This is a genomic window from Meiothermus taiwanensis WR-220 (assembly GCF_003568585.1).
Taxonomy (GTDB): Bacteria; Deinococcota; Deinococci; order Deinococcales; family Thermaceae; genus Meiothermus; species Meiothermus taiwanensis.
Map to the genome: position 1 here is coordinate 886,646 of NZ_CP021130.1, position 25,770 is coordinate 912,415.

General features: G+C 62.4%; 18 protein-coding genes, 1 other RNA gene and 1 pseudogene. 10 read left to right on the forward strand and 10 right to left on the reverse strand.

What is annotated here, in order from left to right; genetic code table 11:
* The first annotated feature begins 22 nt into the window (after positions 1-22).
* The 3 genes from secA (at position 23) to MTAI_RS04480 (ending at position 4,458) form a co-directional block, all read left to right on the forward strand.
* Positions 23-3,040 carry a preprotein translocase subunit SecA gene (secA, locus tag MTAI_RS04470; protein ID WP_027887166.1) on the forward strand — a complete coding sequence of 1,006 codons (3,018 nt, stop codon included), beginning with the start codon at positions 23-25 and terminating at the stop codon, positions 3,038-3,040.
* 88 nt (positions 3,041-3,128) lie between these two features.
* On the forward strand, positions 3,129-3,941 hold the full coding sequence (locus MTAI_RS04475) for a metallophosphoesterase (RefSeq protein ID WP_027887167.1): 813 nt from the start codon (positions 3,129-3,131) through the stop codon (positions 3,939-3,941).
* 10 nt (positions 3,942-3,951) lie between these two features.
* Positions 3,952-4,458 carry a DUF1648 domain-containing protein gene (locus MTAI_RS04480; RefSeq protein WP_027887168.1) on the forward strand — a complete coding sequence of 169 codons (507 nt, stop codon included), beginning with the start codon at positions 3,952-3,954 and terminating at the stop codon, positions 4,456-4,458.
* Here MTAI_RS04480 and MTAI_RS04485 read toward each other — a convergent pair.
* The 3 genes from MTAI_RS04485 to MTAI_RS04495 all read right to left on the reverse strand — a co-directional run bounded on the left by MTAI_RS04485 (position 4,443) and on the right by MTAI_RS04495 (position 7,178).
* On the reverse strand, positions 4,443-5,522 hold the full coding sequence (locus MTAI_RS04485; RefSeq protein WP_027887169.1) for a prephenate dehydrogenase/arogenate dehydrogenase family protein: 1,080 nt from the start codon (positions 5,520-5,522) through the stop codon (positions 4,443-4,445). The genes MTAI_RS04480 and MTAI_RS04485 overlap by 16 nt on opposite strands.
* A gap of 15 nt (positions 5,523-5,537) precedes the next feature.
* On the reverse strand, positions 5,538-6,575 hold the full coding sequence (gene aroF, locus MTAI_RS04490; RefSeq protein ID WP_027887170.1) for a 3-deoxy-7-phosphoheptulonate synthase: 1,038 nt from the start codon (positions 6,573-6,575) through the stop codon (positions 5,538-5,540).
* Between the two features lie 195 nt (positions 6,576-6,770).
* Positions 6,771-7,178, reverse strand: a complete 408-nt coding sequence (locus MTAI_RS04495; RefSeq protein WP_027887171.1) for a hotdog fold thioesterase — start codon at positions 7,176-7,178, stop codon at positions 6,771-6,773.
* A 60-nt stretch (positions 7,179-7,238) separates the two neighbouring features.
* Between MTAI_RS04495 and ssrA the strand changes: the two genes are divergently transcribed.
* Positions 7,239-7,594: a transfer-messenger RNA gene (ssrA, locus tag MTAI_RS04500) on the forward strand.
* Positions 7,595-7,629: 35 nt separating this feature from the next.
* Here ssrA and MTAI_RS04505 read toward each other — a convergent pair.
* The 3 genes from MTAI_RS04505 to MTAI_RS04515 all read right to left on the reverse strand — a co-directional run bounded on the left by MTAI_RS04505 (position 7,630) and on the right by MTAI_RS04515 (position 12,547).
* A complete protein-coding gene (locus MTAI_RS04505; protein ID WP_027887172.1) occupies positions 7,630-9,048 on the reverse strand; it encodes a vWA domain-containing protein in 1,419 nt (472 codons plus the stop codon).
* 45 nt (positions 9,049-9,093) lie between these two features.
* Positions 9,094-10,515, reverse strand: coding sequence for a hypothetical protein (locus MTAI_RS04510; protein WP_223299789.1), 1,422 nt, complete (start codon positions 10,513-10,515; stop codon positions 9,094-9,096).
* 61 nt (positions 10,516-10,576) lie between these two features.
* Positions 10,577-12,547 (reverse strand): elongation factor G, encoded by a 1,971-nt coding sequence (locus tag MTAI_RS04515; protein ID WP_187388595.1) that lies wholly within the window; start codon positions 12,545-12,547, stop codon positions 10,577-10,579.
* Between the two features lie 140 nt (positions 12,548-12,687).
* Between MTAI_RS04515 and MTAI_RS04520 the strand changes: the two genes are divergently transcribed.
* Positions 12,688-13,308, forward strand: a complete 621-nt coding sequence (locus MTAI_RS04520) for a MarC family protein (protein ID WP_027887175.1) — start codon at positions 12,688-12,690, stop codon at positions 13,306-13,308.
* A gap of 63 nt (positions 13,309-13,371) precedes the next feature.
* On the opposite strand, the gene MTAI_RS04525 is transcribed toward MTAI_RS04520, so the two are convergent.
* The 4 genes from MTAI_RS04525 to gmk form a co-directional block, all read right to left on the reverse strand.
* Positions 13,372-14,991 (reverse strand): DNA repair protein RecN, encoded by a 1,620-nt coding sequence (locus tag MTAI_RS04525; RefSeq protein WP_043983320.1) that lies wholly within the window; start codon positions 14,989-14,991, stop codon positions 13,372-13,374.
* A gap of 105 nt (positions 14,992-15,096) precedes the next feature.
* A complete protein-coding gene (argR, locus tag MTAI_RS04530) occupies positions 15,097-15,573 on the reverse strand; it encodes an arginine repressor (protein WP_027887176.1) in 477 nt (158 codons plus the stop codon).
* A gap of 150 nt (positions 15,574-15,723) precedes the next feature.
* Complete coding sequence (rpoZ, locus tag MTAI_RS04535; protein ID WP_027887177.1) at positions 15,724-16,032, reverse strand: DNA-directed RNA polymerase subunit omega; 309 nt, start codon at positions 16,030-16,032, stop codon at positions 15,724-15,726.
* 113 nt (positions 16,033-16,145) lie between these two features.
* Positions 16,146-16,817, reverse strand: a complete 672-nt coding sequence (gene gmk, locus MTAI_RS04540) for a guanylate kinase (protein WP_027887178.1) — start codon at positions 16,815-16,817, stop codon at positions 16,146-16,148.
* Between the two features lie 94 nt (positions 16,818-16,911).
* On the opposite strand from gmk, the gene MTAI_RS04545 reads away from it, so the two are divergent.
* The 5 genes and pseudogenes from MTAI_RS04545 (at position 16,912) to MTAI_RS04565 (ending at position 25,625) form a co-directional block, all read left to right on the forward strand.
* A complete protein-coding gene (locus MTAI_RS04545; RefSeq protein WP_027887179.1) occupies positions 16,912-18,366 on the forward strand; it encodes a glycoside hydrolase family 13 protein in 1,455 nt (484 codons plus the stop codon).
* A gap of 85 nt (positions 18,367-18,451) precedes the next feature.
* Entirely contained in the window at positions 18,452-19,447 is a 996-nt protein-coding gene (locus tag MTAI_RS04550) for an IS701 family transposase (RefSeq protein ID WP_187388537.1), read from the forward strand.
* A 277-nt stretch (positions 19,448-19,724) separates the two neighbouring features.
* Positions 19,725-22,676 carry an adenosylcobalamin-dependent ribonucleoside-diphosphate reductase gene (locus MTAI_RS04555; protein ID WP_027888841.1) on the forward strand — a complete coding sequence of 984 codons (2,952 nt, stop codon included), beginning with the start codon at positions 19,725-19,727 and terminating at the stop codon, positions 22,674-22,676.
* Between the two features lie 487 nt (positions 22,677-23,163).
* Positions 23,164-24,233: pseudogene (locus tag MTAI_RS04560) on the forward strand (integrase core domain-containing protein); the annotation flags it as partial.
* A gap of 120 nt (positions 24,234-24,353) precedes the next feature.
* Positions 24,354-25,625 (forward strand): ABC transporter substrate-binding protein, encoded by a 1,272-nt coding sequence (locus MTAI_RS04565; RefSeq protein WP_027888840.1) that lies wholly within the window; start codon positions 24,354-24,356, stop codon positions 25,623-25,625.
* Positions 25,626-25,770 lie beyond the last annotated feature (145 nt).

A 25,770-nucleotide genomic window follows, 5' to 3' on the forward strand; every position in this document is an offset into this window, starting at 1 on the left:
CAGGGTACAATCGCATTTGGTTATGTTGGCCTGGATTAATAAGCTGTTGGATAACAACGAACGCAAGGTGGCCCGCTACTGGAAAGAGGTGGTGGCCCCTGTCAATGCCCTCGAGGACGAGGTCTCAAAAATCGAAAACCTCGCCGCCGAGTACGCCAAGCTGCGCGAACAGCACGCCCAGGGCGCGAGCCTCGACGAACTGCTGCCCAGGGCCTTTGCCCTGACCCGCGAGGCCTCCAAGCGCTTTTTGGGTCTGCGCCACTACGACGTGCAGCTTATCGGGGGGGCGGTGCTGCATGAGGGCAAGATCGCCGAGATGAAAACCGGGGAGGGCAAAACCCTGGTCGCCACCCTGGCCGTTGCGCTCAACGCCATCGCGGGCAAAGGGGTGCACCTGGTTACGGTCAACGACTACCTGGCCCGGCGCGACGCCGAGTGGATGGGGCCCATCTACAAGGGGCTGGGCCTCTCGGTGGGGGTGGTGCAGAACCACTCCAGCCCCGAGGAGCGCCGCAAGGCCTACCTTTGCGATGTGACCTACGTGACCAACAGCGAGCTGGGCTTCGACTACCTGCGTGACAACATGGCGGTGGCCCCCGAGCAACTGGTGCTGCGGCACGACACCCCCCTGCACTACGCCATCATCGACGAGGTGGACTCCATCCTGATCGACGAGGCCCGCACCCCCCTGATCATCAGCGGCCCCGCCGAGAAGGCCACCGACATTTACTACCGCATGGCCGAGATCGCCAAGAAGCTCGAGCGCGGCGAGAAACCGCCGGTGGGCACCAAGGGCGAACCCACCGGCGACTACACCATCGAAGAGAAGCAGAAAGCGGTGCACCTCACCCTGCAGGGCATCGCCAAGGCCGAGAAGCTCCTGGGGGTGGAGGGGCTTTTCAACACCGAGCACATGGAGCTGGCCCACATGCTGACCCAGGCCATCCGGGCCAAGGAGCTCTACCACAAAGACCGCGAATACATCGTCCAGGACGGCCAGGTTATCATCGTGGATGAGTTTACGGGCCGTCTGCAGCCGGGCCGCCGCTTTGGCGAGGGGCTGCACCAGGCCATCGAGGCCAAAGAGGGCGTAAAAATCGAGCGCGAGAACCAGACCCTGGCCACCGTGACCTACCAGAACTTCTTCCGCCTCTTCGAGAAGACCGCCGGCATGACCGGCACCGCCAAGACCGAAGAGAAAGAGTTCCAGGAAATCTACGGCATGGATGTGGTGAGCATTCCCACCAACCGCCCGGTGATCCGCCAGGACTACCCCGATGTGGTCTACCGCTCGGAGAAGGGCAAGTTTTTCGCGGTGGTCGAAGAAATTGCCGAAAAATATGAGAAGGGCCAGCCGGTGCTGGTGGGCACCATCTCGGTGGAGAAGTCCGAGCGGCTTTCGGCCATGCTCAAAGACCCCCGCCACTACCTGCCCCGCCTCGAGGCCCGCGCCCAGGCCCTGGCCAAGGCTATCGAGAAGCAGAGCGGCCCCGAGTGGGATCGCCTGAAGAAGGCCCTCGAGCGGCCTGCTTCGCTGCGGGATGCTGAACTCGAGCAGCACGAATCCACCATCCCTCCCAAGGGCAATATCCGCACCGCCTGGGAGTACCTGAAAAAGGCCGTGCACACCCTCGAGCTCATCCGCAAGGGCATCCCCCACCAGGTGCTGAACGCCAAATACCACGAAAAAGAGTCCGAGATCGTGGCCCAGGCCGGCCGCAGCAAGACCATCACCATCTCCACCAACATGGCCGGGCGCGGCACCGACATCAAGCTGGGGGGCAACGCCGAGTACCTGGCCGCCGACCTCTTGCGCAAGGAGGGCTTCGAGCCTCGCGCGGAGTGGCGCGTGGAGCTTTTCATCAAGAAGCTGGTGCAGGGCGCCGAAGAAGAGGCCCTCAGGCTGGCCGCCGAGATCGGGGTGAAGCAATCGGTCATCGACGAGATCCGCCGCCTGCGCGATACCTGCGCCGCCGACGAGGTGCGGGTCAAGGAGCTGGGGGGGCTGCACATCATCGGCACCGAGCGCCACGAGTCGCGCCGCATCGATAACCAGTTGCGCGGCCGTTCGGGCCGCCAGGGCGACCCCGGCAGCAGCCGCTTTTACGTCTCCTTCGACGACGACCTGATGCGCCTGTTCGCCTCCGAGCGCATCATCGCCATGCTCGACCGGATGGGCTTCGACGACTCCGAGCCCATCGAGAACCAGATGGTCACCCGCTCCATCGAGCGGGCCCAGAAGCGGGTGGAAGACCGCAACTTCGATATCCGCAAGCAGCTGTTGCGCCTCGACGAGGTGATGGCCCGCCAGCGCGAGGTGGTCTACGCCCAGCGCCGCAACGTGCTCCTGGGCAGCGACGAGGTGGTGCGCGAGGGTGCTTTGGCCATGATCGAGGACACCGTGGATGCGGTGGCCTCCAACTATCTCAACCCCCAGCAGCACCCCGACGACTGGGATATCGAAGGGCTGCGCGCAAGCATGGTGGACTACATCCCGGCCCTCCAGGACTTCGACTTTGAGGCGCTGCGCAAGCTCAAGGCCGAGGAGGGTGTCGAGCGCCTGATTGAGGTGGCCCGCACCGCCTACGAGGCCCGCGAGGCCGAACTCAACCGCCAGGGCCCGGGCCTGATGCGGGCGGTGGAGCGCTTTGTGACCCTGCAGGTGGTGGACAACGCCTGGAAGGAGCACCTGCACAGCATGGACGTGCTCAAGCAGGGCATCTTCCTGCGCGGCTACGGCCAGCGCGACCCCTTCCAGGAGTACAAGCTCGAGGGTACCCGCTTCTTCAACGAGATGATCGCCAGCATCAAGAGCGAGGTGACCAAATTCCTCTTCCGCTTACAGGTGGAGGTGAACCAACAGCCTGCCCCAGCGCCTTTGGCCGAGGGGGTCGAGTATAGCAGCTCCGCCGCCCCCCAGCCCAGCCGCGACCCCTTCACCGTGCGCCGCCAGCAAAAAGCCGCCTCGGCCTACTCCGGCCTGAGCCGCGCCGAACGCAGAAGGCTCGAGCGCGAAGAGAGAAAGAAAAATAAGGGATAGCTGCACAGTAGCGTGGTTTCACACAGGGGCCGCTCCTCGGGTGGTTTTTGCCTCGTGCGCCAAAAATGCTTTAGGTTAGGATAGCGGGGTGATCTTCGGGTATAGCTTTGTGATTCAACACCACCGCCGGCCCTTACGGGGCTTGCAGGTGCCTGTGCGGGTGGCCCACCTCTCCGATCTGCATATCGGCTTTTTTATACGCCAGGGTTCAGTCCGGCGCTGGGTGGAAGCCACTTTGGCCCAGCAGCCCGACCTCATTGTGATTACGGGCGATCTGACCGACTCGGAGCGGAGCCATCAGGTGCTGCCCACCCTAACCGAGTTGCAAAAGCTCAAGGCCCCCCTGGGCACCTGGGCGGTCTGGGGCAACCACGACTACCGCTTTAATGGCTACCAGCCCAGGTACCCCACACCGCTCGACGGCCGATCAAAGGTCAACCCCCCACGGGTGCCTATGCTGTCTCCGGTACAACTGGAAGAGCGTCTGCGGGCGCTGGGCATTGGTTTTTTGCACAACGCCGGTGTCCAGCTACGGGACGACCTCTTCCTGGCGGGCGTAGAAGACCTGTGGCACGGCGAGCCCAATATCGAGCAGGCGCTGGCGGGTTACTCCAGCCCTGGGGCCTGCCTGCTCCTCTGCCACAACCCGGACTATCTGTACCAGGTGCCCAGGTCGGTTGACCTCACGCTGTGCGGCCACACCCACGGGGGGCAGATCGTGCTGCCCTGGTATGGCCCGGTCTTTACCTCCTCGCTGTACGGGCAGAAGTTCGCCGGGGGCTGGGTAGAAGACCCGGTGCCTGCGTTCATCTCGAGGGGCCTGGGGGTCTCCACCGCCCCCTTGCGGGTGGCCTGCCCCGCCGAGCTGGTGATTCATGATCTTGTTCCGCTCGAGCGCTAGCATTAAACCTATGCAAAGCAGTGCGGGATGGATCGGGGCAGGGGTTCTGCTCGCGGGGCTGTGGTGGTTTTCAGCGGCCCTGTATGCTGGCCTGCCGCAGCGCATCCCAGGGCATTTCGGCTTCGACGGTGGTGTAACCCGTTGGGCCAGCCGTGAGGAGTTCTGGTGGCTTCCGGCGGTGGCCACGGGCCTGGCCTTGTTGGTGTTTGGCCTTACGCGGCTGGCCTTTCGCTATCCAGCCATTTTGAACCTGCCGCAAAAAGAGCTGTTTTTGTCGCTCCCAGAAGAACAGCGAAATAAGGTGGTGCGTGGGCTGGACTTCCATCTGGCTCTTTTGATGGGCTTGGTGTGCGCCTTATTTGGCTACCTTCAGTGGAAGACTTATCTGGTTGCGCTGGGCGCAGCTAAAGGCCTGGGCTGGGAGATATGGCTGTTTTTGGCGGCGGTTTTTTTGCTGATAGCTTGGATGTACTGGGACACCAACCACAGGCTGCGGCAAATTCAGCGCACCTTATAGCCGATGCCCTCCAGAATCCGGCGGGCCTGCTCGCGTTCTTCGGGGGTGGCAAAGCCCATACGGATGGCTCCCCCTTCATCGCGGATGGCCAGCACCTCGAAGTTTTTGATGTTGATCCCGGCGTTACCCAGGGCGGTGGACACGGTGGCAATCTGGCCCGGCTTGTCGGGCACCTGTACCACCAGTTCGTTCATTACCGGCAGCAGGCTGCGCTTGACGATGGGCAGCGAGTCGCGGGTGCGCTTGGCCTCCAGGGCTGCCTCGAGCAGGCCCTCGGGCTGCTCGAGCAGGTTTTCCAGCTCCAGCATCACCGCCCGCAGATCCTCGATGGCCTCGCGCAGGGCCTCTTTGTTGGCCACCACCATGTCCCGGCTCATGCGGGGCGAGCCCGAGGCCACCCGGGTCAGGTCGCGGAAGCCCCCCGCGGCCAGGAACATCAAGAGATCCTGGTGGGGATCCTGGGCCACCAGCCGGTTCAGCCCCACTGCCAGCAGGTAGGGCAGGTGCGAGATGCGGGCCACCAGCCGGTCGTGCAGCGCGGGGGCCATCTCCAAAGGATAGGCCCCCAGGTTCTGCACCAGGCTGCGCACGACCTCGAGGGCGCCGGGGGCTGTGCCGGTGGTTGGGGTAATGACCCAGACAGCGTTTTGCAGCAAGCCGGCATGGGCGGCCTCGACCCCGGCCTTCTCGCTGCCGGCCATGGGGTGGGAGCCCACAAAGTTGGGCAGAACCCCGGTCAGCGCCTCCACCACCGGCTGCTTAACGCTACCCACATCGAACCAAACGGTGTGTGGGCTGGCCAGCTGCGCCAGCTTCTGGCCCTCGCTGACCAGCACCCCTACCGGGGCGGCCAGCACCCCGAGCTCGAGCTCGCCCACCCAGCCGCCCAGCGAGGCGTGTACCCTGTCCACCACCTGCAGGGCCAGGGCGTCCTCGAGGGCCGCAGGGTCGGGGTCATAGGCGTGAATTTCCTCGGCTAAAAAGCGTTCGCGCAGCCCCAGGGCCACACTGCCCCCCAAAAGACCAATACCGAAAATGCCGACTTTGCCAAACAAAGGCTTCATCATAAAGCGACGGACTCAGGCGGGCTCGAGGGCGCGGGTTAGCCGGCGTCCCAGGGCGGGCAAAAGGGCCTTTACCCGGCTCATCATATCGGCAAACTGGGCTTCGTTGAGCTGCTGGGCCGCATCGGACTGGGCCTTTTCGGGGTCGGGGTGGGTTTCCACAATGAGACCGTCGGCCCCGGCGGCCAGGCCTGCCAGCGCCAGGGCGGTCACCCAGTCGCGCTTGCCGGCAGCGTGCGAGGGGTCGATCCAGACCGGCAGGTGGGTCAGGCTTTTCAGCACCGGTACGGCCGAGACATCCAGGGTGAAGCGGGTAGATTTCTCGAAGGTGCGTATGCCGCGCTCCACCAGAATCACCCGCATATTGCCTTGGGCCAGTATGTACTCGGCCGACATCAGCAGCTCCTCCAGGGTCATGCTCATACCCCGCTTGAGTAAAACCGCCCGTCCGGACTGCCCGGCGGCCTGCAAAAGGGCAAAGTTTTGTGCGTTGCGCGCGCCAATTTGCAGCACATCGGCGTAGGCGGCCACCAGGTCGACCTGCTCGGGTGAAACCACCTCGGTTACCACGGGAAGGCCGGTCTGCCGCCGGGCCTCGGCCAGAATTTCCAGCCCTTCCTGGCCCATACCCTGGAAGCTGTAGGGTGAGGTGCGGGGTTTGAAGGCCCCGCCCCGAAGCATCTGGGCCCCGTGCTTCTTCACATAGTGGGCAGCGGTCAGGGTCTGCTCGAGGCTCTCCACCCCGCAAGGCCCTGCGGCAATCATCACCTCGCCGCCGCCGGTGGCCCCGGTATCCCAGCGCAAAACGGTGGGTTTGGGGGAGATTTCCAGCGAGGCCAGCTTGTAGGGTTTGGAGATGGGGATAACGTCTTGCACGGCAGATAGTGCGCGGAAATGCTCGATCAGCTCTGGAGTTGGCCCCTTCCCGATAGCTCCGATCAGTGTGGTGTGCTCTCCCTCGGAGACGTGGGCCCGGTAACCAACCCGGCGCACCTCGGCCACCACCGACTCCACTTCTTGAGGCCCCGAACCGCGTTTCAAGATGATTAGCATTGCCTGACCTCCTTGCACACAAAAAACTTCCGGGGATTTTGGAGATCCCCGGAAGCATTGGTGCGACAAACGCCTACACAGGCCTCACGGGGACCACAGGCCAATAAAAATACCCGTAAAAGTGGGTATTTTGGCTTGCGAAACCCCTCGAGGTCTGCATATGCCAGTGAGCATATTGGCCCGGCCTGGGGTTTGTCAACTCGCACGCATGGGGGTGATGGCCAGGGTGCAGCGGGAGATGCAGACTAAACGCCCTTGCTCATCACGAATCTCCACGTTCCAAACGGCTGTGGTGCGGCCGCTGTGCAGGGGTGTACCGGTGGCTGTGACCTTGCCGGACTGCATGGAGCGCAGGTGGTTGGCGTTGATTTCCATGCCAAAGCTGGTATGGCCCTCGGGGGCGGCCAGGTACGCGCCGATGCTGGCTACCGTCTCGGCCAGCGCCACCGAGGCCCCGCCGTGCAGGTAGCCAAAGGGCTGGTGTAGCTTGGGGGTTACTTCCATCTCGGCCACCACTTTTTGGGGGGTGGCCTCTAGGATGCGGATGCCCAGGGTCTTGACCAGCGAGTCGCGCTCGAGCTGGGTTGGGTCGATCTTGCTCATGGCTTATAGCCTACCGTACTTTGCAAAAAGCAAGAAACCTGCTACAATCTACATTCGCCTGGGGGCGTTCCGGTTTCGACAGGGGCGCTTGAAGGCAGTACGGCGTGTCGAGGTAGCCCATGGCCTCGTAAAAATGGGCAAAGCCATAACTGGCAACGTCCGTAGCAACAGCTACGCCCTCGCTGCTTAAGCCAGCGACGTTCTTCAGAAGCCCAGCCGATGGCGTACTGAATGAACGACCCAAAGTCGGCTAGCTCGAGGCAAGGCTCCGTAGCCAAGAGCGAATTCCTAACGGGGCTTGGTTCAGGCCCGCTGTTGGTGGCGCAAGCCTGAACGACAAGCAAACACCAACTACACACGTAGATGTCTGCTGGATGGGTCTCTGGACGCGAGTTCGACTCTCGCCGCCTCCACCAAACACCGCCCGTGCGAATGCGCGGGCGTTTTTCCTTTAGGGGTGCTGCGCTACAGGGGCCTGCAACTGCCCACGCAGCTGTCGGTACTGGAAAAGATAAAACTCCGCTGCCAACACCAGCGCGGCCAGCAGGGCCAGCCAGGGGGCCAGGTGTGCCGTGAGCGCAGGGGGTAAGGGCCGGTCGGGCCTGGGGCGGGGCAGCAGGGTTTCGTTGGGGTTAAGGAGCCCCCGCCGGAGCTCGCCCCGGGGGGCGATCAGGTTGTAGAGCAGCACCGGGAAGGCCGGTAGGTCTTGCAGGCTTTCGATGGGGGGCAAGTACAGCCCATTGGGGTGGTACCAGGCCAGGGCCAGGCCGGTCTCGCTGGAGGCCAGGGGCTGCCAGCCAGGGGCCTCTGGGCGGGGTGGGACGCGCAGGCTGTAACCCACCAGCTCGACCCCACGCAGGTAGGGGAGGGTGCGCTCCACATCGAAAACCGGGGCCTGTCCGCGGGCCTGTTCAGCAAAAAACACCGTGAAACGGCTGGGTGAACGGCGGGGTGTGCCGATCTCGAACACGACCTCGCCAGGGCTGCCCCGGCTGGTGCCCAGCAGGGCCAGGAGGCGCTCGAGGGCGGGTGAGCGGCCCGATACCTCAACCCGTACCAGCCGCCGGGAAAAACTGGCCTCGTTGTCTAGAACCAGGGCATCGCTTCCAATGATGCGCGCCGAGGGCGCGCTCGAGGGCACCTCGAGGCTGGCGTAACCGTTGGCTGGCACCTCGAGGGCATAGCGCTGCCCATCTACCAGCACCTCGCCCCGCCACACCCCCGGCCCTGCATTGGCCAGCGCCACAAAGCCGGGCCCTATGGCGGTGATGCCCACATTGCTGCCGTGGCCGGCCACGTTTAGATAGCCGTCGGTCTGGGGTGGGGGGGCTTGATCCGTAATGGTCAGCACCGGGGCATTGGGCAGCCAGGCCCGGCCCCTGGCTATGGCCGCTGGCAGGTCGGTGCCGGTTGCAGTCGGCTGGAGGCTGGCCAGCTGGTTTAGCAGGCTGCGCCCTGGGGCGGGGCCAAAAGTCTGCACCTGGCTGCCGGCCACGACCAGAACCGCTCGCGGTGAGGCCGCCAGGCGTTCGCGGGCCAGGGCTTTCGCGCGCTCGAGGCGGCTGGGGGCTACGTCGGTGGCCGCCATCGAGGCTGAGGCGTCCAGCACCAGCACCAGCTCACCCGGCCGATCCAGCAAGACCCTGGGGGCGGTCAGGGCAAGCCCAGCCAGCAGGGTCGCCAACAGGAGCATGAAGAGCCGCAGGTCGAAGCGGCGGCGGGCCCGGCCTTTGCGGATGGCTTTTTGCCAGAGCCATAGCCCGGCGGCCTGGCGCACCGGGGGCTGCCGGCGCCGGTACCACAACCACACCAGCCCCAGCGCTGGGGGTAGCAACAGCAAGAACCAGGGCAATCCAAATACAACCTGCACCCTCTCAGCATAGGGCGATGGGGACAATTGGTCGACTAAGCTGGCTTACCAACGCACCTCGTAGAAGCCGCGGTTCACCAGGGTGTTGCCTTCGACCACCGCATAGGAAAGCCCCAGCCCAAAGCGCTGACCTAACCGCTCGAGGAAGTTGGTAAAGGAACTAACTATTTCGCGCTCGAGCGCGTCGTTCTGGGCACCAATGGTAAGCGGCAGCAGCTCGCCTAGTGACCCAAACTGCTGCTGCAGGATGGCCCCCTGGTTGGTGAAGGTGTAGCCCACCGCATTGGCGGGTATGCGCACGCGGAAACGCTGGAAGCCCGGATCTGTACGCCAGGTGGGGTTTTTGACGGCGGCCAGGGCGCTTTTGCTGGTGGCTAGAATCAGCCGGTTGGCATCTAGCTTGTAGTACAGCACCCCACCCAGGCCCACCTCCACGGCTTTGAAGTCGCCCTCGTTGCCCAGCACCTTGAAACCGCCTTGGCCGTCGGGGCTCGAGAAGGCTGCCAGGCTTTGCAGCAGCGCCAGCAGATTGGCCTCGGCGGTGGGGGGATCGCGCAGCTCCCAGTAGATCAGGCTATGACCCAGCAGGCCCTCACCCAGCCCATCCCGCGCGGGGGGCGGCCCTTGCACCGTTACGGTTGCGAAGCGGGCCCCAAACGCCCTGAGGTCGAGGTTGAGGCGCAGGTCAAACTCGCGCAGCAAGCCGGGCAGGTAGGCCCCCAGCTGGCTGAGGTCAAACACCCCAGTTGAGACCGAGAGGCCCCTGGGCAGATCGGCTGCGTTGTAGGGCTGCGTTTTGGGCAACAACAGTTTGGCCAGGGCGGGATCGGCGCTGGGGTTTAGCTCCAGGCGGGCCTCATCGGTGTAACCGCCGGCTGTGAGCTGGATGGCATAGCTAAAGCGACGGAAGGTTTGGACGGCCCCCAGGGCTCGAGGGGGCAGACCCAGGCCACGAACAAGGTTTTGTGGGAGGGTGCCCCACAGCACGAGATCCCCCCGCACCGGGGCTTGCAGACCCCGCTGGTTCTGCAGGAACAGGCGGGCGTACTTGGGAGAGGCCATGAAGATCAGCTCGCGGCTGAAGCCCATCTCGATCTCGCGATCCCTCCCCACCAGCCAGCCGCCCAGGGCCCGCAGGCCTTTGGTCTCGCGGCGCAGGGCCTGCATGGCTTCGCTGCTGGGGCGGGCAATCAGAAAAAAGCCATCGGTATAAAGTGCGGCCGCTAGACCCCCGGCGGCAATTCCCAGGAGTGCCGCTTCGGAGCCGGCCTGTCGCCGCAGTTCACGGTTGAGCAGGGCTTCCATCCCACTCTGCTTCCAGTCCGAGGCCAGCCCGTTCAGGTAACGGCTACCGCGCAGGTCGTTCAGGTAAAAGCCGGCCACTGCCCCTGGGGGGGCCAGCGTGATGAGGTTCTGGGCTAGGGCCGGGCCGAGCAGCAACAACAGAAAAATCGTCAAGCGGGCCATGGTTCCCATGTTACTAGACGACACCCCAAAGCGATGTGGTCTTTTGCCCTTGTAGCAGGCCCTAGGCTTCAGCCTTCTGTCGTTCGGCGATCACCTTCTGGGCCAGGTTGGGGGGTACCTCGGCGTAGTGGGAGAACTCGAGGCTATAAGCGCCGGTGCCCTGGGTGAGCCCCGATAGGGTGCGGCTGTACTCGAGCAACTCAACCAGGGGGGCTTCGGCGCTCACCACGGCCAGGGCCCCCTCCTGATCCAGGCCCAGGATGCGTCCACGCCGGGACTGCATATCCGACAAAATATCGCCCACGCGGTCCTGGGGAACAAAAATCTTCAAGGTGTAGATGGGCTCGAGCAGGGTGGGGCTGGCCTGGGTGACCACGTTTCGGAAGGCCAGCTGGGCGGCCAGTTGGAAAGCCATATCCGAGCTATCCACCTCGTGGTAGGAGCCGTGGTACACCACTGCCCGGAAGCCGATGACCGGATAACCCGCCAGCGGCCCGGTTTTGGCGGCCTCTTTGATGCCCATCTCCACCGCTTCCATGTACTTGGTGGGGATCACCCCGCCGGTAATCTCCCAGACAAACTCGTAGTCGGGGTGGGGCTCCAGCCGCAGCCATACATCGCCGTACTGCCCGTGCCCGCCGGTTTGTTTTTTGTGCTTGCCCTGTCCTTCGGCCTTCTTGCGGATGGTCTCCCGGTAGGGGATTTTGGGGGGGCGGCTGATAATTTTGACCCCATAGTCGGCCAGGCGTTCCTTGGCGGTCTCGAGGTGCAGGTCGCCCATGCCCCACAGGATCTGTTCGCCGGTCTCGGGGTTGCGCTCGAACCTTAGGCTGGGGTCTTCTTCCAGCAGCTTGCGTAAAGCGTCGCCAAGTTTAGCCTCGTCGGCGCGCGACTCGGGTGTGATGGCCACCATCGCTACCGGGTCGGGCAGGCGGGCCGAGGGAAACTCCAGGCGCTCCCCCTGCCAAAGCTCCATACCCTTGTGCAGGCCATCGGCTTTGGGCAGGGCCAGGATGGTGCCCGCCTCGGCCTCCTCGAGTTCGATCAAGTCCTTGCCTTTGGCGGTGTAGAGGTGGGCCAGCCGAACCGTGCCATTATCGGACTGCAAGGTGTCGCCGGCCTTGAGCCTGCCGCGATACAGCCGGGCAAAAGCCACCTGCCCCATGAAGGGGTCTACCTGCACTTTAAACACTTTCGCCGCCGGACTGCCCTGGCCCCAGCGTTCTTCGGGGGAGGGAAGGGCCTCGAGGAACAGGTCGAGCAGCATATCCAGCCCGATCAGAGCCGCGGAGGAGCCGATGGCCACCGGGAAAACCTGGCCTTTACGCACCGCCTCGTGGAAGGCCCGCGAGAGGGCCACCTCCTCCACTTCGCCGCCCTCGAGGTACTTTTCCAGCAGGCTTTCATCGGTCTCGATGATGGCCTCGCGGGCTTCGTTACGGTATTTTTCCACCTGGGCTTGCTGGCCTTCGGGGATGCTGGTAATCACCGGGCGGCCCTTGTCGTAGCGGAAGGCCCGGTCGTGCAGCACATCAATCAGCCCAATCCACTGGCCGTTCTCGTAGAGGGGCAGGTGGGCTGGGAGGATGGGGCCTAGGGTGGAGCGCAGATCCTCGAGCAGGGCAAAAAAATCGCCCCCTTTTTCCAGCTTGGTGACCACCACCATTCGGGGTAGCTCCAGCCGCTCGGCCACCGTCCAGGCCCGCTCGGTGCCAATCTGCACCCCCGCCTCTGCCGAAACCGCCACCACCGCTGCGTCGGCGGCCTCCATGGCGCCCCGAATTTCGCCCACAAAATCGGTATAGCCGGGGGCGTCGAGCAGGTAAATGCGGTGCCCTTGGTAGGTCAGGGGCAGCACCGCTGTGCGAACCGAGACCCGGTGGGCTTTTTCCTCCGGGGTGTAGTCCGAGGTGGTGCTGCCCTCTTCTACCTTGCCCATGCGATCCTTGCCCCCGGTGAAGTACAGGAGCGCCTCACCGAGGGTGGTTTTACCGCTGCCGCTGTGCCCTACGAGGGCGACAGTGCGAATCATGGTTGACCTCCTTGTGGCCTTTAGTATAAGGCTTTGGTGGAGACAAAAGTACCTCGAGCGGGTGCCCAGTACCTGGGAACGTATGCTAAACTTGCTTTTTGTTGTAGGGATTGCAGGATCCCGGAGGAAACCCCCTGTCCATGATTGAGTTCGCTATCAAGGCCTTTCTGACCCTTTTTGTGCTGATAGACCCCATTGGCTTGATCCCGCTTTTTTTGGGGTTGGTCGGCGTTCGTAGCTACCAGGAGCAGAAGAAAATCGCCCTGCGCTCTACCCTGGTTGCCGGGCTCCTGATACTGGGCTTTGCCATACTGGGTGGGATGATCCTCCGCCACCTGGGCATCAGCCTCGAGGCCTTCAAGGTGGCCGGGGGGCTGCTGCTGTTCAAAATCGCCCTGGACATGATCAATGCTCAGCTCGAGCGCGAGACCGACGAAGAGCACGCCGAGTCACAAGCCCGAACCGATATCTCGGTCTTTCCCCTGGCCATCCCCCTCATCGCTGGGCCTGGCACCCTGGCCGGGGTACTGATTCTGACTGGGTCGGCCCCGGCGGGAATATGGGGGTTCGTGGTGGTGCTGGCTATGGCCGCGTTGGTGCTGTTTCTGACCTACTGGTCGCTCAGGGCTGCGCTCAAGTTCTCGAGCTCGCTGGGCCGCACCGGTATCAACGTGATCACCCGGGTGCTGGGTATCCTGCTGGCCGCGCTGGCCGTGCAGTACGTGGCGGATGGGGTGCGGGTTTTGCTCAAGCTCGGCTAGCTTGTAGCGGCTGTCTTTTTGTAGCCTAGAGCACGCCCTTCCAAGGGGCGGTATCGCCCTCGGTTATGCGGATAACTTCGGTCGGGTTGGTTCGCCGTCGGAAGGCGCCGAACCTGGCATCACCCCCAGCAGCAGTTCGCGCGCGTGCTCGAGGGCTGCCTCGGAGTAGCTGCCCGAGAGCATCCGGGCTAGCTCGCGCACCCGCTCTTCATCCTGCACCTGCTGAATTTCTACACTGCTACCGCGCTTGACCACCCGGTAGTGGTTCTGGGCTCGAGCGGCGATTTGTGGAAGGTGGGTTACCACCAGCACCTGGCGTTCCTGGGCCAGCCGCGCCAGCCGCTCGGCCACCTGCCAGGCGGCCTCGCCCCCCACCCCGGCGTCTATCTCGTCGAACACCACCGTTTCGGCCCCGGTTCCGGTCAACAGGGCCAGGGCCAGCATGACCCGCGAAAGCTCACCGCCCGAGGCGGCCTTTTCCAGCGGGGCCAGGCCCAGGCCGGGGTTGGCCGAAAAAAGCAGCTGTACCTCCTCGAGCCCCTCGGGGCCTGGCTGCTCCAAAGGCACCAGACCTACTTGAAACTGGGCAGCCGGCATGCCCAGGGCCTGTATTTCTTCACCGGCCCGGCGCGACAGATTCTCTGCGGCCTGGGCGCGGGCTGCGGTGAGCTGCTGCCCTGCTTCCAGGAGCGCCTTCCAGGCATTTTCTTTTTGGCTATAGAGCTGGCTTAGCCGATCCTCGGCCCCCTCGAGCTCCGCCAGCTCCCGTCGGGCGGCCTCGGCAAACTCCAGGATGGCCGGGATGCCTTCACCGTACTTGCGCCCCAGTTTCTCGATCAGGGCCAGCCGGGCCTCCACCTCGTCGAGGCGTTGGGGGTCGGCCTCGAGGTTTTCCAGATAATCTTCCAGCTCGCGGCTCACTGCCCGAAGTGCATCCAGGGCATTCTCGAGGTCGCGGCTCAGGCTCTCCAGATGAGCATCAAAGCGGCCCCCTGCCCTGACCTCCCTCGAGGCCAGCGCAACCAGCCCCAGGGCGTCGCCTTCCCCACTCAGCGCGCCTATCGCTGCCGAAACCCGCTCGCGCAGGGCCTCGAGGTGCCGCAAGCGCTCCGCCTCTTGCCTGAGCTGCTCCTCTTCTCCTACCACCAGCCGGGCCTGATCTATTTCCGCAATCTGAAAACGCAGGATGTCCAGCCTCCGCTCGCGTTCGCGCGCCGCAGTTTCCAGGCGCTCCGTCTCGCGCAAAATGGACTGGTACTGCTCGTAGGCGTCCTGGTAGCGCAGCAGCAAGTCGGGCTTGACCTGAGAATCCAGCAGTTTGCGCTGGGCTTTGCGACTAAAGAGGGCCAGCGAGGCGTGCTGGGCATGGATAGTTAGGTGCTGGGCGGCCTCCTCGCTTAACTCTCGCAGGCTTACCACCTCCCCATCGATGCGGGCGGTGCTGCGTCCCTGGGCCACCTTGCGCGAGAGGCTTTTCCCGTTGAAAAAGGCCGTTACCAGGAGGGTTTCGGCCCCAGGGCGTACCAGCCCCTCGGCTCTCTCCCCCAGCAGAAGCGATAAGGCATCTACCAGCACACTTTTGCCGGCACCGGTTTCGCCGGTAAGCACGGTGAGCCCAGGGCTGAAATCGAGCGCCACCTGCTCCAGAACAGCCAAGTTTTGCACCTCGAGGCGCTCTAGCATACCAAGAACAGGGTATCACATTCGTTTTGCTGTTAGCAGAACGAAGGCCGGGTGCGGGGCCGTACCGGTTTTAGAAGAGCATTTCGGTGGTATCGCTGAGGCTTGTCACATCGTATCAGATCCTTGGGTTAGGAGCGCCTCAAACTCCTCTTGCAGGGCCTCGGCAGCCTGAATGGTGCGGCCAACTACCAGAATCGAATCCTCGCCGGCAATGGTGCCCACGATGTCGTCGCGCCGAAGCCGGTCGATCAGGAGTGCAATACCCGAAGCGTGCCCCTCCGAGACCTTCAATACCACGATGTTCTCCCCACGGTCTACATCCCGCACGAAGGTGGGGAAGATGCGCCGCAATTCATCCATAACATCTTCGGAGAGCTCGAGGTGGGCCAGGGCATATTTGTGTTTCCCCCGCCCTAGCGGAACCCGCACCAGGCGCAACTCACTGATATCCCGGCTGACGGTGGCCTGGGTTACGTCGAAGTTCATGTTGCGCAGCCGCTCCACCAACTGGGCCTGGGTGGAAATGCTCTCGCGGCTGATAATTTCCTGGATAGCGCGGTGCCTCTGTTCCTTGCTTGCCATAGCAACTCCCTGAATACCGAATTGAGATTATACAGGGCTCCGCAGCAATGTTCCAAGAAATATAGGCGACGCAAAAGGCTTTCTTGGTTTTGGCTCAATGCATGAAGATGCGGACTGTGCAGGGCAGCCCACACCCTACAAAGGCGCGTTTCAGTCGGCGGGCTCGATGACCTCGCGCGGGTACATCTGGTCGAGGAATTTGGTGAGCCGATCTTCCGCGATGAGGTTTTCACCGATGAGAAGCCGCCCGGTTTTGAGTTCTTGCATAGCCCAGGTGACAGCGTTGGGGTCGGGCTTGTCGCCTTCCAGGGTGTGCATCCGGGGGTACTCGTCGGGGCTCAGAACGGTGTTCTTGAAGTCGTAACGCAAAAGCTGTTGAGCCCGCTTGGCCGTCACCACGGTCAAGCGGTACTTTGAATCGGTCAGGGTTAGAAGGGTGTCGATGCCGGGTTCTGCCATAGGTATACCTCTACAACCAAGTTTCGATTGTACATCAAAGACCAGAACCGATACTTGAGTTTCCAGAGCAAAGCAATGGTTTCAACGTGCAAACCGACCTTTCTTGCTGAGGCCTATGAACCAGCCTCGCCTGCCTCGAGCCGTTTGCGCTCGAGCTCGTCAAGCTCTTTTTCCAGGGCGGGGTCTATGGAGAGCGCCCGCTCGATGGCCTCGCGCATACGGGGCTGCAACAGCCGCTCGGCCTGGATGATGGCGGCGAAGTCGGAGACCGCCTTATCGAGCTGGTCGTTGACCAGTACGTACTTAAAGCGGTCGGCCATGCGGATCTCCTCTATGGCCCGCTCGAGCCGCTTGCGAATCTTGGGCAGGCTGTCGGTGCCGCGTACCAACAAGCGCCGCCGTAACTCTGAGAGGGAGGGCGGGATGATGAAAACCAGGATGGCTTCGGGTAGGGCTTGCTTGACCTGCAAAGCCCCCTGCACCTCGATTTCCAGGAGCACATCCTGCCCCTTGCTCAGGGCTTCTTCAACGGGTTCTTTGGGGGTGCCATAGTAGTCGTCGACATACTGGGCCCACTCGAGAAAACCGTTCTGCGCTATCCGACTTTCAAACTCGGCCTTGCTCACGAAGTAATAGTCCACCCCATTGCGCTCACCCGGCCTGGGCGGGCGGGTGGTCATGGAGATGGAATAGTACATACGGTGGTACTCCAGCAGCCGTCCCCGTATGGTGCCTTTGCCCACCCCTGAAGCCCCAGTCATGACAAAAAGATTCCCACGCGGCATAACTTTGGCATCCTATCAGAGCCGGGCTTTTAGCGCCACTTGAGATTTAGCCCGTAGGGTTTAGACTAACCCCTGGTAACGTGCGGGAGTTTGGATGACACCAGATTGGGTCAAAGACGCGGTTTTCTACCAGATATTTCCAGATCGCTTTTACATAGGGCAGGGGCCTGCGGGCCAACCTGCACCGGTGCAAAGTGCTTTTGAAGCCTGGGAGGCGCCCCCTACCCTGCGCGGCTTCAAGGGGGGCAACCTTTGGGGGGTCATCGAGAAGCTGGACTATATCAAGCAGCAGGGCTTCAACGCCCTGTACTTCTGCCCCATCTTTGCCTCAACGGCCAACCACCGCTACCACACCAGCGACTACTTCCAGGTAGACCCCATCCTGGGGGGCAACGAGGCCCTGCGGTGTCTGGTGGAAGAGGCCCACCGGCGCGATATGCGGGTGGTGCTGGACGGGGTCTTCAATCACTGCGGCCGGGCCCACTTTGCTTTTCAGCACATCATGGAAAACGAGGCGGCCTCGCCCTACCTGGACTGGTTTCACATCTACAAGTTTCCCCTGAACGCTTACAGCAAACACCCCAACTACGCGGCCTGGTGGAACAACCCCGAGCTGCCTAAGTTCAACACCGCCAACCCCGAGTGCCGTGAGTATCTGCTCTCGGTGGCGGAATACTGGCTTCAGTACGGCATCGATGGCTGGCGTCTGGACGTGCCCAACGAGATCGACGACGACGATTTTTGGCGTGAGTTCCGCCGGCGGGTTAAGGCCCGGAACCCCGAGGCCTACATCGTGGGTGAGATCTGGGACGACGCCAGCCGCTGGTTGCAGGGTGATCAATTCGATGCGGTGATGAACTATCCCCTGGGACGGGCCATCCTGGGTTTTGTGGGGGCCGATGCGCTGGACAAAGACCTGGCGGCCAAGAGCGGCCTGGGGCGGCTGGAAAGTTTGGGGGCCATGGCCTGCCACCACCGCCTCGAGGATCTCTTCCGCCGCTACGACTGGGAGATCGTGACCGCGCAGATGAACATCATGACCTCGCACGACACCCCCAGAATCTTCAGTATTTTGCGCGGTCAGACTGAGCGGGTGCGGCTGGCCTTTGCCATGCTTTTCACCCTTCCGGGTGCACCCACGGTCTACTACGGCGACGAGATCGGCATGGCCGGAGGCCACGACCCCGACAACCGCCGGGGCATGATCTGGGATGAGTCTCGCTGGCACAAATCCATTCAGCAGATCATCCAGCAGATGTCGGCCTTGCGCCGGTCGTTGCCAGCGCTGCGCCGGGGGCGCTACCAGTATCTGTATGCCCAGGACGGCCACCTGGCCTTTGCCCGCACCCTCGAGCAGTCCAGCGTGGTGGTAACGATTAATGCCTCCCCGGAACCCTGGCGCGTCAACATTCCCCTACATGGGGTGTGGCCGCGGGGCGGGCAGGCGGTTGACCTGCTGTCGGGTAAATCGGGCCGGTGTGCAGGGGGGTATTTAGAAGACGGTGTTCTGGAGCCCTTTACTCTAGCGGTATGGCAGGCCCACGAATAAAAGTAGGAGTTACGCAGTTGCCCCTCACCCCTCTACTCGGCTACCCTTTTCTGCAAAGCAAACAGGCCAAGAGGAGTTAGCTGCCATGAACCCCCCAAAGTGCACCGACCTGGACTATATCCACTTCCTCATCGCCGCCCAGAGGGTCTTCACCTGTACCGAGGCCGCCCGCTGCCAACCCGAGGAACCCAGCGCTCCCGCCCACGACGCCTTCACCCGCCTGCTCCAGCGACAGCCTCCCGACACGGAGGCGCTGTGGCAGGAGGCCAGGGCCGTGGTGGAGCCCAGCCGGGGGCTTCTGATCCTGGACGACACCACCCTGGATAAACCCTACGCCCAGCGGATGGAGCTGGTGACCTACCACTGGAGCGGCAAGCACCAGCGGGTGGTCAAGGGGATCGCCCTCATGACCCTGCTGTGGACGGAGGGCCAGGCCCTCATCCCCTGCGACTTCAGGATTTATGACAAGCCCTGGGAAGGGAAGACCAAGAACGAGCACTTTATGGAGATGCTGCGGGTAGCCAAGGGACGGGGGTTTGCTCCAGCGTACGTGCTAATGGATAGCTGGTACGCTTCGCTGGAGAACCTGAAGGAGATTGCTCGCCTGGGCTGGCGCTTCCTCACGCGGCTGAAGGGGAACCGGCAGGTGAACCCGGATAGGGAGGGGCTTCGGCCGGTGAGCGAGGTGGAGATACCGCCGGAGGGGCGGGTGGTGCACCTGAGGGGTTTTGGTCTGGTCAGGGTGTTCCGGACGGTTTCGAAAGACGGGGACGCGGAGCACTGGGCGACCAACGACCTGGGGATGACTGAAGGTCGGCGGGGGGAGTTGGAGCGGGCAGGCTGGGGTATCGAGGTCTACCACCGGGGGCTCAAGGGGTGTTGCGGGGTGGAGCGGGCCCAGGTGAGAAAGAGGGCCTCTATCCTGGGCCACCTTCTTCTGTCCCTACGTGCTTTTCTGAGGCTGGAGGTGTACCGCTTGCGAACGGGGGTGAGTTGGTATGAGTCCAAGGCAAGCATTATCCGCGAGGCGATACGAAGTTACCTGGCCAATCCCATACACATCCTTCACCCAACTGCGTAAGTCCTAAAAAGGTTTGCCGGGGTCTTCTGTCTACAACAGACATTTCTTAGATTGAACCACTGCAAGTAGTGGTAAAACATGCATAAATCCACAACATATGAATGTTGCCTTTGCACCGGCCTTGATGTATTATGCTCACATCATACCACCCGCTTAATGGTTTCCCGGCTACTTGCCACGGATATACAACCAGTAGTAGCATTTAGCGCGGAAGCCCCTATATGTAGTGCCACCAGGGTGGCTGGGGGGTTCTTGTTCGAAAATTTTGGAGGAGTCCATGAATGGCTTTGAACCTGCACTGTTTGATGATCATGCTCAAGCCATTGCCAAACGCCAGTACATGCAGCCAGGCGATGGGGATGTGTTTGGCATGTTTCGCCGGGTGGCTACCTGGGTGGCCTCGCCGGAAAAATCCGAGCAGGATAAGCAGTACTGGAGCGAGCAGTTTTACCGGTTGATGGCTTCCAAACGCTTTTGCCCGGGCGGGCGGGTGTTGGCGGGTGCAGGAACCCAACACGGGAATGTGCTCAACTGCTTTGTACAGGGTGCCACTGAACACGACCCCAGCAGTTTTGATGGGGTGATGGAGGTGGCAACCAAGCTGGCCTTGGTAACCAAGGTAGGTGGGGGCAACGGCGTCAACCTTGACCCATACGTTTCGCGCAAACATGCCGGCCCTCGTGGCACGGTGCGCGGCTTCGCTTACATTGCCGCCAACCATGCCGACGTCGAGGATTTCATCAAAGGCATGATGCGCCCCCCCATCAACCCCGATGGTGATAAAGAGCCCATCACCGTGCGCAACTGGACGCGGGTGGTGTATGGCCTCTTGAAGCCCGAGCTGGCCGCGCTGGCCCGGCGCAACGGGGTGATGACCGTGCGCGAGAAGCCCAGCGACGCGCTGGTGGTGCCCGACGATATGCGCGGCATTATCGAGGCGGCCAAATCGGCTTTGAGCCTGGCTGTAAAGGGCCAGGAACCCCATGTGGACTTTAGCAGCCTGCGGCCCGAAGGGGCGCCCATCCGAGGCAGCGGCGGCACCAGCAGCGGCCCGGTGAGCTTTTTGGTGGAGATCTTCGATAACTTTTTGGAATGGGCCAACCTAGGGGCCGAAAAAGCCGGCCCCGTGGCCACCCTGCGCTATGTGTACGCGCCGGTGCTGCGGGTGGTGAGGCAAGGCGGAACCCGGCGCGGCGCTGGGATGGCCACAATTGCCATCGACCACCCCGACCTGCTGGACTTCCTTACCGCCAAGGATCTCGACCGCGAGGCCAGCGAGGGCGATATCTCAACTTTTAACATCTCGATTCTGGTCACCGAAGCTTTCTGGCAAACTCTACAGGCTGATGGACTATGGGCAGTTGAACCTTCGGAGGTGCCAGGCAAATACTACCCCTACCCGGTACAGGGGCCCTACACGGGCGTGCTGCCCGACCTGCCCGAGCGCACCCAGGACGGCGCCCGTCCCATTCCAGTCTACGGAGGTAAAGTGCCGGCCAAATGGCTCTGGCACGAGATCGCCTGGCACGCCTGGGCCACTGGTGAGCCGGGCCTGATCTTTGTGGATCGCATCAACGAGCTTTCGGCGCTGAAAAACCTAGGAGAAAGGTATGTGATAAAAAGCACAAACCCGTGCGGGGAGATCCCGCTCACCGTAGGCGAGCCCTGCGACCTGGGAGCCATCAACCTGGCCGCTTATGTGGAGAAGGGGGAGTTCAACTTTGCCGAGTTCCGCAAAGATGTGCGCACCGCGATCCGCTTTTTGGACAACGTGCTGGACGTGAACGTGTTTGCCCTCGAGGACAACCGCGTTGCCAGCCAGAGCCTGCGCCGCCTGGGCCTGGGGGTGATGGGCCTGGCCGACATGCTCATCAAGATGGGGCTGCCCTACTCCTCCGAGGCGGGCCGCCGGGTGGTGGCCGAGGTGATGAACGCCATGCGCGAGGAGGCCATCGCGGAGTCGGAGCGGCTGGGCCAGGAGCGTGGGGTTTTCCCGGTGTACGAACAGAACCGGGCCGCTTTCGAGGCGCTGGGCATCCGCCCCCGGCGCAACGTGGCAGTGCTGACGGTGGCCCCCACCGGCACCACCAGCATGCTGATGGGGGTCTCGAGCGGCATCGAGCCCATGTTCTCGCCCTTCATGTGGCGGCGCATCGGCGGACAGTACAAAGCCCTGCTACACCCCTTATTCGTGGAGATGATGGAGCAGTTCCCGGCCACCGGGCCCTTCGAGAAAGACGGGGCCTGGAACTGGGACGCCATCATCGAGGCCATCCAGGCCAACCACGGCAGCGTGAAGGGTCTGGAGGGCATCCCCGCCCCCATCGCCTCGGTGTTTGAAGGGGCCCACGACGTGCCCCCGCTGGATCACGTGCGTATGCAGGGCGTGGTGCAGACCGCCTTCGACGCCGAGGGCTACGCGGCCAACTCGCTCTCCAAGACCATCAACCTGCCCAACCAGGCCACTGTAGAAGACGTAGAGGCGGCCTACACCGAGGCCTACAGAACCGGCTGCAAGGGCATTACGGTTTACCGTGATGGCAGCCGCGAGTTCCAGGTGCTCTCGGTTAGCAAAGAAGAAAAGAAAGAGGAGAAGACCGGGGCCAAGAGCCAGGAGACGGTGGCCGTACAGCCGGCCCTTCTGGAGGTTCCGCCCAGCCCGGAACGCACCGCCCGCCCCATCTTCGAGCGCACCGGCCGGCTGGTGGGCTACACCGATATGGTCAAGCTGACTGCCGCCGATGGCACCCGCCGGAGCTTCCTGGTTACGGTGAATATGCAGGGTGAGCACCCGGTGGAGGTAATTCTGACCTCGGGCAAGGCCGGCGACGAGGCCAACGCCGATAGCGAGGCGCTGGGCCGCATCATCTCCAAGGCCCTGCAATACGGTGTGCCGGTGGCCGAACTGGTCAAAACCCTGCGCGGCATCAATGGTGGGTTGTACGGCAGCTACCAGGGCCGCTTCGTGACCAGCAAGGCCGACCTGATTGCGGTGGCCCTCGAGACCAGCGGCAAAGTCCAGATTGCCGAGGCCGAGCGTAAAGCCGCCCAGATGCCCCTCGACGACCAGATGGTGCCCCAGGCCATGCAACGGGCCATGACCGCACCCATCCAGAACATCCAGCCAAAAACCGGCCTGGGCAAGTGTCCGGAGTGCGGCGATACCAGCCTGGTGCGCGAGGAGGGCTGCGTCAAGTGCTATAGCTGCGGGTATAGCAAGTGCGGATGAGCTAAGGCGTGGCTTGCTGACCCAAAAGCCCATACCGGGTAGGGGTGCTCTGGAAGCGGGGCACTCCACCCCTCATACCAGATTCGGTTAGTTCGGCGCCGGAAGGCGGCGAACTAACCCGACCAAAGGGAGTGCTCTAGGATTCAAAAAGATAGCCTCTGGAGGTCTTTGCTTTGGATGACTATCTTTTTGAATCCGGTATCACCTCGAGCAAAGAGCGCTGCTGGCTGTTGGAGCATCATGCTGGCCGTGAGCTAAAACGAGGGTGTCTTATGATGCTGGATTCAAAAGATAGACATCCTTTCAGTGCTGAACCAACCGAATCTGGTATTAGACGGCCTTCAAACACGCGCAGTGGCCGCGTTGGTTTTTTGCTGTTCCTGTGCCACTTGTTGGGCAATTTGCCGAGTGTGCTCGGCCGGATACATGTGAGACTCTGAGCGAAAGAGAATAGGGGGAACCGACTCTGGAAAGGAGGTTCCCCCAGATGCAGCTTACTACAGTTGGAAAACCCCTGCTCAAAGCCGCCAACCAAGCCAGCCAGCTCGAACAAGCAGGCGCCGGCGACCCCGTCGTGGCCGAGCGCCTGCGGAAGCTCAAACTGGTAGAGACCCTCAGAAAAAAGAAAGTTCCCTGGGACGAAGTCCAAAAGCTGGTAGGCATCAGCAAGGCCACCTACCACCGCTGGAAAAAAAGACTCGAAGAACAAGACCTTGCCGGCCTCAAACCCAAAAGCCGCAAACCCAGGAAGCTGCGCCGGAAGGTACACTGGAAACCCGATGTCCTCATACGCATAGAGCGGCTGCGCAAACAAAACCCCACCTGGGGCCGCTGGCGCATCGGGCAGAGACTGCACAGAGAGGGCTACACCCTAAGCGAACGCACGGTAGGACGCATCCTGAGCTACCTGGAGCGAAGCGGCCGGGTGGAGCCGGTGAGCGCTTTCCTGGCCAGAAACCGTAAGGCCCGTTTGCGCAGGAAGAGCCAGCGGCCCTATGCCCGGAGGAAGCCCGCGGAGTACACGGCGCTGCGGCCTGGGGATCTGGTACAGGTGGATACGCTGTGGGTGGATCTGGGGGACGGGACGGGTCTGCGGCAGTTTACGGCGGTGGACACGGTAAGCCGCTGGGGGACGGCGGGGGTGTACAGCCGGGCGAGTGCTAAGACGGCGCTGGATTTTCTGCAGCAGCTGGTGCGGCGATGTCCTTGTGTCATCCGTGCGATCCAGGTGGATGGGGGCAGCGAGTTCATGGCGGAGTTTGAGGAGGGTTGTCGGGTATTGGGGATAGAGCTTTTTGTTTTGCCGCCGAGGAGTCCGAAGCTGAACGGGATGGTAGAGCGGCTGCAGCGGACGTTTCGGGATGAGTTTTACACGCGGGCTTTACCGCTGGGGATAGAGGCTATTCAAGGGGAGCTGGAGGGTTATCTGGAGCACTACAACCTGCACCGGCCGCACATGGCCCTGGGGGGGTTGGCGCCGGTGGAGTACCTGGCTAAGCTACAGGAGGTGTCGGTTCCCCTGGAGTCTCAAATGTATTGACCGATTACACCGAGTTGACAGTATGGGGTGGCTGGTATAGACTTCACGCAGGAAGTTCTTCTAAAAAACAGAATATCGCCAATCTTGCTTTTTGGTTGGCCTGTTTTGGAAGCACTTCCAACGAAATAGGAGGAGACATGAAGAAGTGGCTTTTAGGCGCATTGGCCCTGACCCTTACGCTGGGGGGTCTGGCCTTCGCCCAGGGGGTAACCATCCGTGTTGCAGGCGACTCGACCGCGGTGGGTGAGGGCGGCCGTTGGATGAAGGCCAAAGCGGAAGAGTGGGCCCAGAAAACCGGCAACAAAATCGAGTACATTGATTCCCCCGCTGATACCAACGACCGCCTGGCCCTGTATCAGCAGTACTGGGCAGCCCGCAGCCCCGATGTAGATGTCTACATGATCGACGTGATCTGGCCCGGTATTGTGGCACCCCACGCGGCGGATCTTAAGCAGTTCTTCACTGAAGCCGAGCTGGGCCAGTTCTTCCCCCGCATCGTGGAGAACAACACCATCCGGGGCAAGCTAACCTCGATTCCTTTCTTCACAGATGCGGGCTTGCTCTACTACCGCACCGACCTGCTGCAAAAGTACGGGTATCAACGCCCGCCCCAGACCTGGACCGAGCTTGACCAGATGGCCACCAGGATTCAGGCCGGTGAGCGTCAGGCCGGTAACCGCGACTTCTGGGGTTTTGTCTGGCAGGGCAAGGCTTATGAAGGCCTGACCTGCGATGCCCTGGAGTGGATCTACTCCATGGGCGGCGGCCGCATCATCGAGCCCGATGGCCGCATCACCATCAACAACCCCCAAGCCATTGCCGCTCTCAACATGGTACGGAGCTGGGTGGGCCGTATCTCCCCCCCAGGGGTGACCAGCTATGCTGAAGAGGAAGCCCGCAATGCCTTCCAATCGGGTAATGCTGCCTTCATGCGCAACTGGCCCTACGCTTATAGCCTGGGCCAGAGCGAGGGCAGTGCGGTGCGGGGCAAAATCGGTGTGACCGTGCTGCCCCGTGGCGCGGGTTCGGGTGGTCGCAACGCTGCTACCCTGGGCGGCTGGCAGTTGATGGTCTCGGCCTACTCGCGCAACCAGCGGGTTGCTGCTGATCTGGTCAAGTACCTGACCAGCGTGGAAGTCCAGAAAGACAACGCCATCAGCCTTTCGCGCCTGCCCACCCGGCCTGCCCTCTACAACGACCCCCAGGTGCTGGCTAAGAACGCCTTCTTCAAAGATCTGCTGCCGGTCTTCCAGAACGCCGTGGGCCGTCCTTCGGGCGTAGCGGGGGCCCGCTACAACCAGGTCTCCGAGGCCTTCTGGACGGGCGTACACGAAGCCATCACCGGACGTAAGCCCGCAGCCCAGGCTGTGCGGGATATGGAAGCCGCTTTCCGGCGCATTCTGCGCTAAAGTTTGCGGTGGTGCTTTGATAAGGAGTGGGGTCGGTTCTCCGGCCCCATTTCTTTATATAGCGAAGACTGCATCGAACGGTAATGCTGGAAAGTGGTCATATAAAGCGATATAGTAGCGGCATCTAGAAAAATAGCCAGCTCCT

Coding starts and splice junctions, on each gene's coding strand:
- rpoZ (WP_027887177.1), bottom strand. CDS start 16,032: ATGGCAGAACCCGGCATCGACACCCTTCTAACCCTGACCGATTCAAAG.
- argR (WP_027887176.1), bottom strand. CDS start 15,573: ATGGCAAGCAAGGAACAGAGGCACCGCGCTATCCAGGAAATTATCAGC.
- MTAI_RS04515 (WP_187388595.1), bottom strand. CDS start 12,547: ATGATTCGCACTGTCGCCCTCGTAGGGCACAGCGGCAGCGGTAAAACC.
- MTAI_RS04495 (WP_027887171.1), bottom strand. CDS start 7,178: ATGAGCAAGATCGACCCAACCCAGCTCGAGCGCGACTCGCTGGTCAAG.
- MTAI_RS04510 (WP_223299789.1), bottom strand. CDS start 10,515: ATGGCCCGCTTGACGATTTTTCTGTTGTTGCTGCTCGGCCCGGCCCTA.
- gmk (WP_027887178.1), bottom strand. CDS start 16,817: ATGCCGCGTGGGAATCTTTTTGTCATGACTGGGGCTTCAGGGGTGGGC.
- MTAI_RS04485 (WP_027887169.1), bottom strand. CDS start 5,522: ATGAAGCCTTTGTTTGGCAAAGTCGGCATTTTCGGTATTGGTCTTTTG.
- MTAI_RS04480 (WP_027887168.1), top strand. CDS start 3,952: ATGCAAAGCAGTGCGGGATGGATCGGGGCAGGGGTTCTGCTCGCGGGG.
- MTAI_RS04555 (WP_027888841.1), top strand. CDS start 19,725: ATGAATGGCTTTGAACCTGCACTGTTTGATGATCATGCTCAAGCCATT.
- MTAI_RS04550 (WP_187388537.1), top strand. CDS start 18,452: ATGAACCCCCCAAAGTGCACCGACCTGGACTATATCCACTTCCTCATC.
- secA (WP_027887166.1), top strand. CDS start 23: ATGTTGGCCTGGATTAATAAGCTGTTGGATAACAACGAACGCAAGGTG.
- MTAI_RS04545 (WP_027887179.1), top strand. CDS start 16,912: ATGACACCAGATTGGGTCAAAGACGCGGTTTTCTACCAGATATTTCCA.
- MTAI_RS04525 (WP_043983320.1), bottom strand. CDS start 14,991: ATGCTAGAGCGCCTCGAGGTGCAAAACTTGGCTGTTCTGGAGCAGGTG.
- MTAI_RS04520 (WP_027887175.1), top strand. CDS start 12,688: ATGATTGAGTTCGCTATCAAGGCCTTTCTGACCCTTTTTGTGCTGATA.
- MTAI_RS04565 (WP_027888840.1), top strand. CDS start 24,354: ATGAAGAAGTGGCTTTTAGGCGCATTGGCCCTGACCCTTACGCTGGGG.
- aroF (WP_027887170.1), bottom strand. CDS start 6,575: ATGCTAATCATCTTGAAACGCGGTTCGGGGCCTCAAGAAGTGGAGTCG.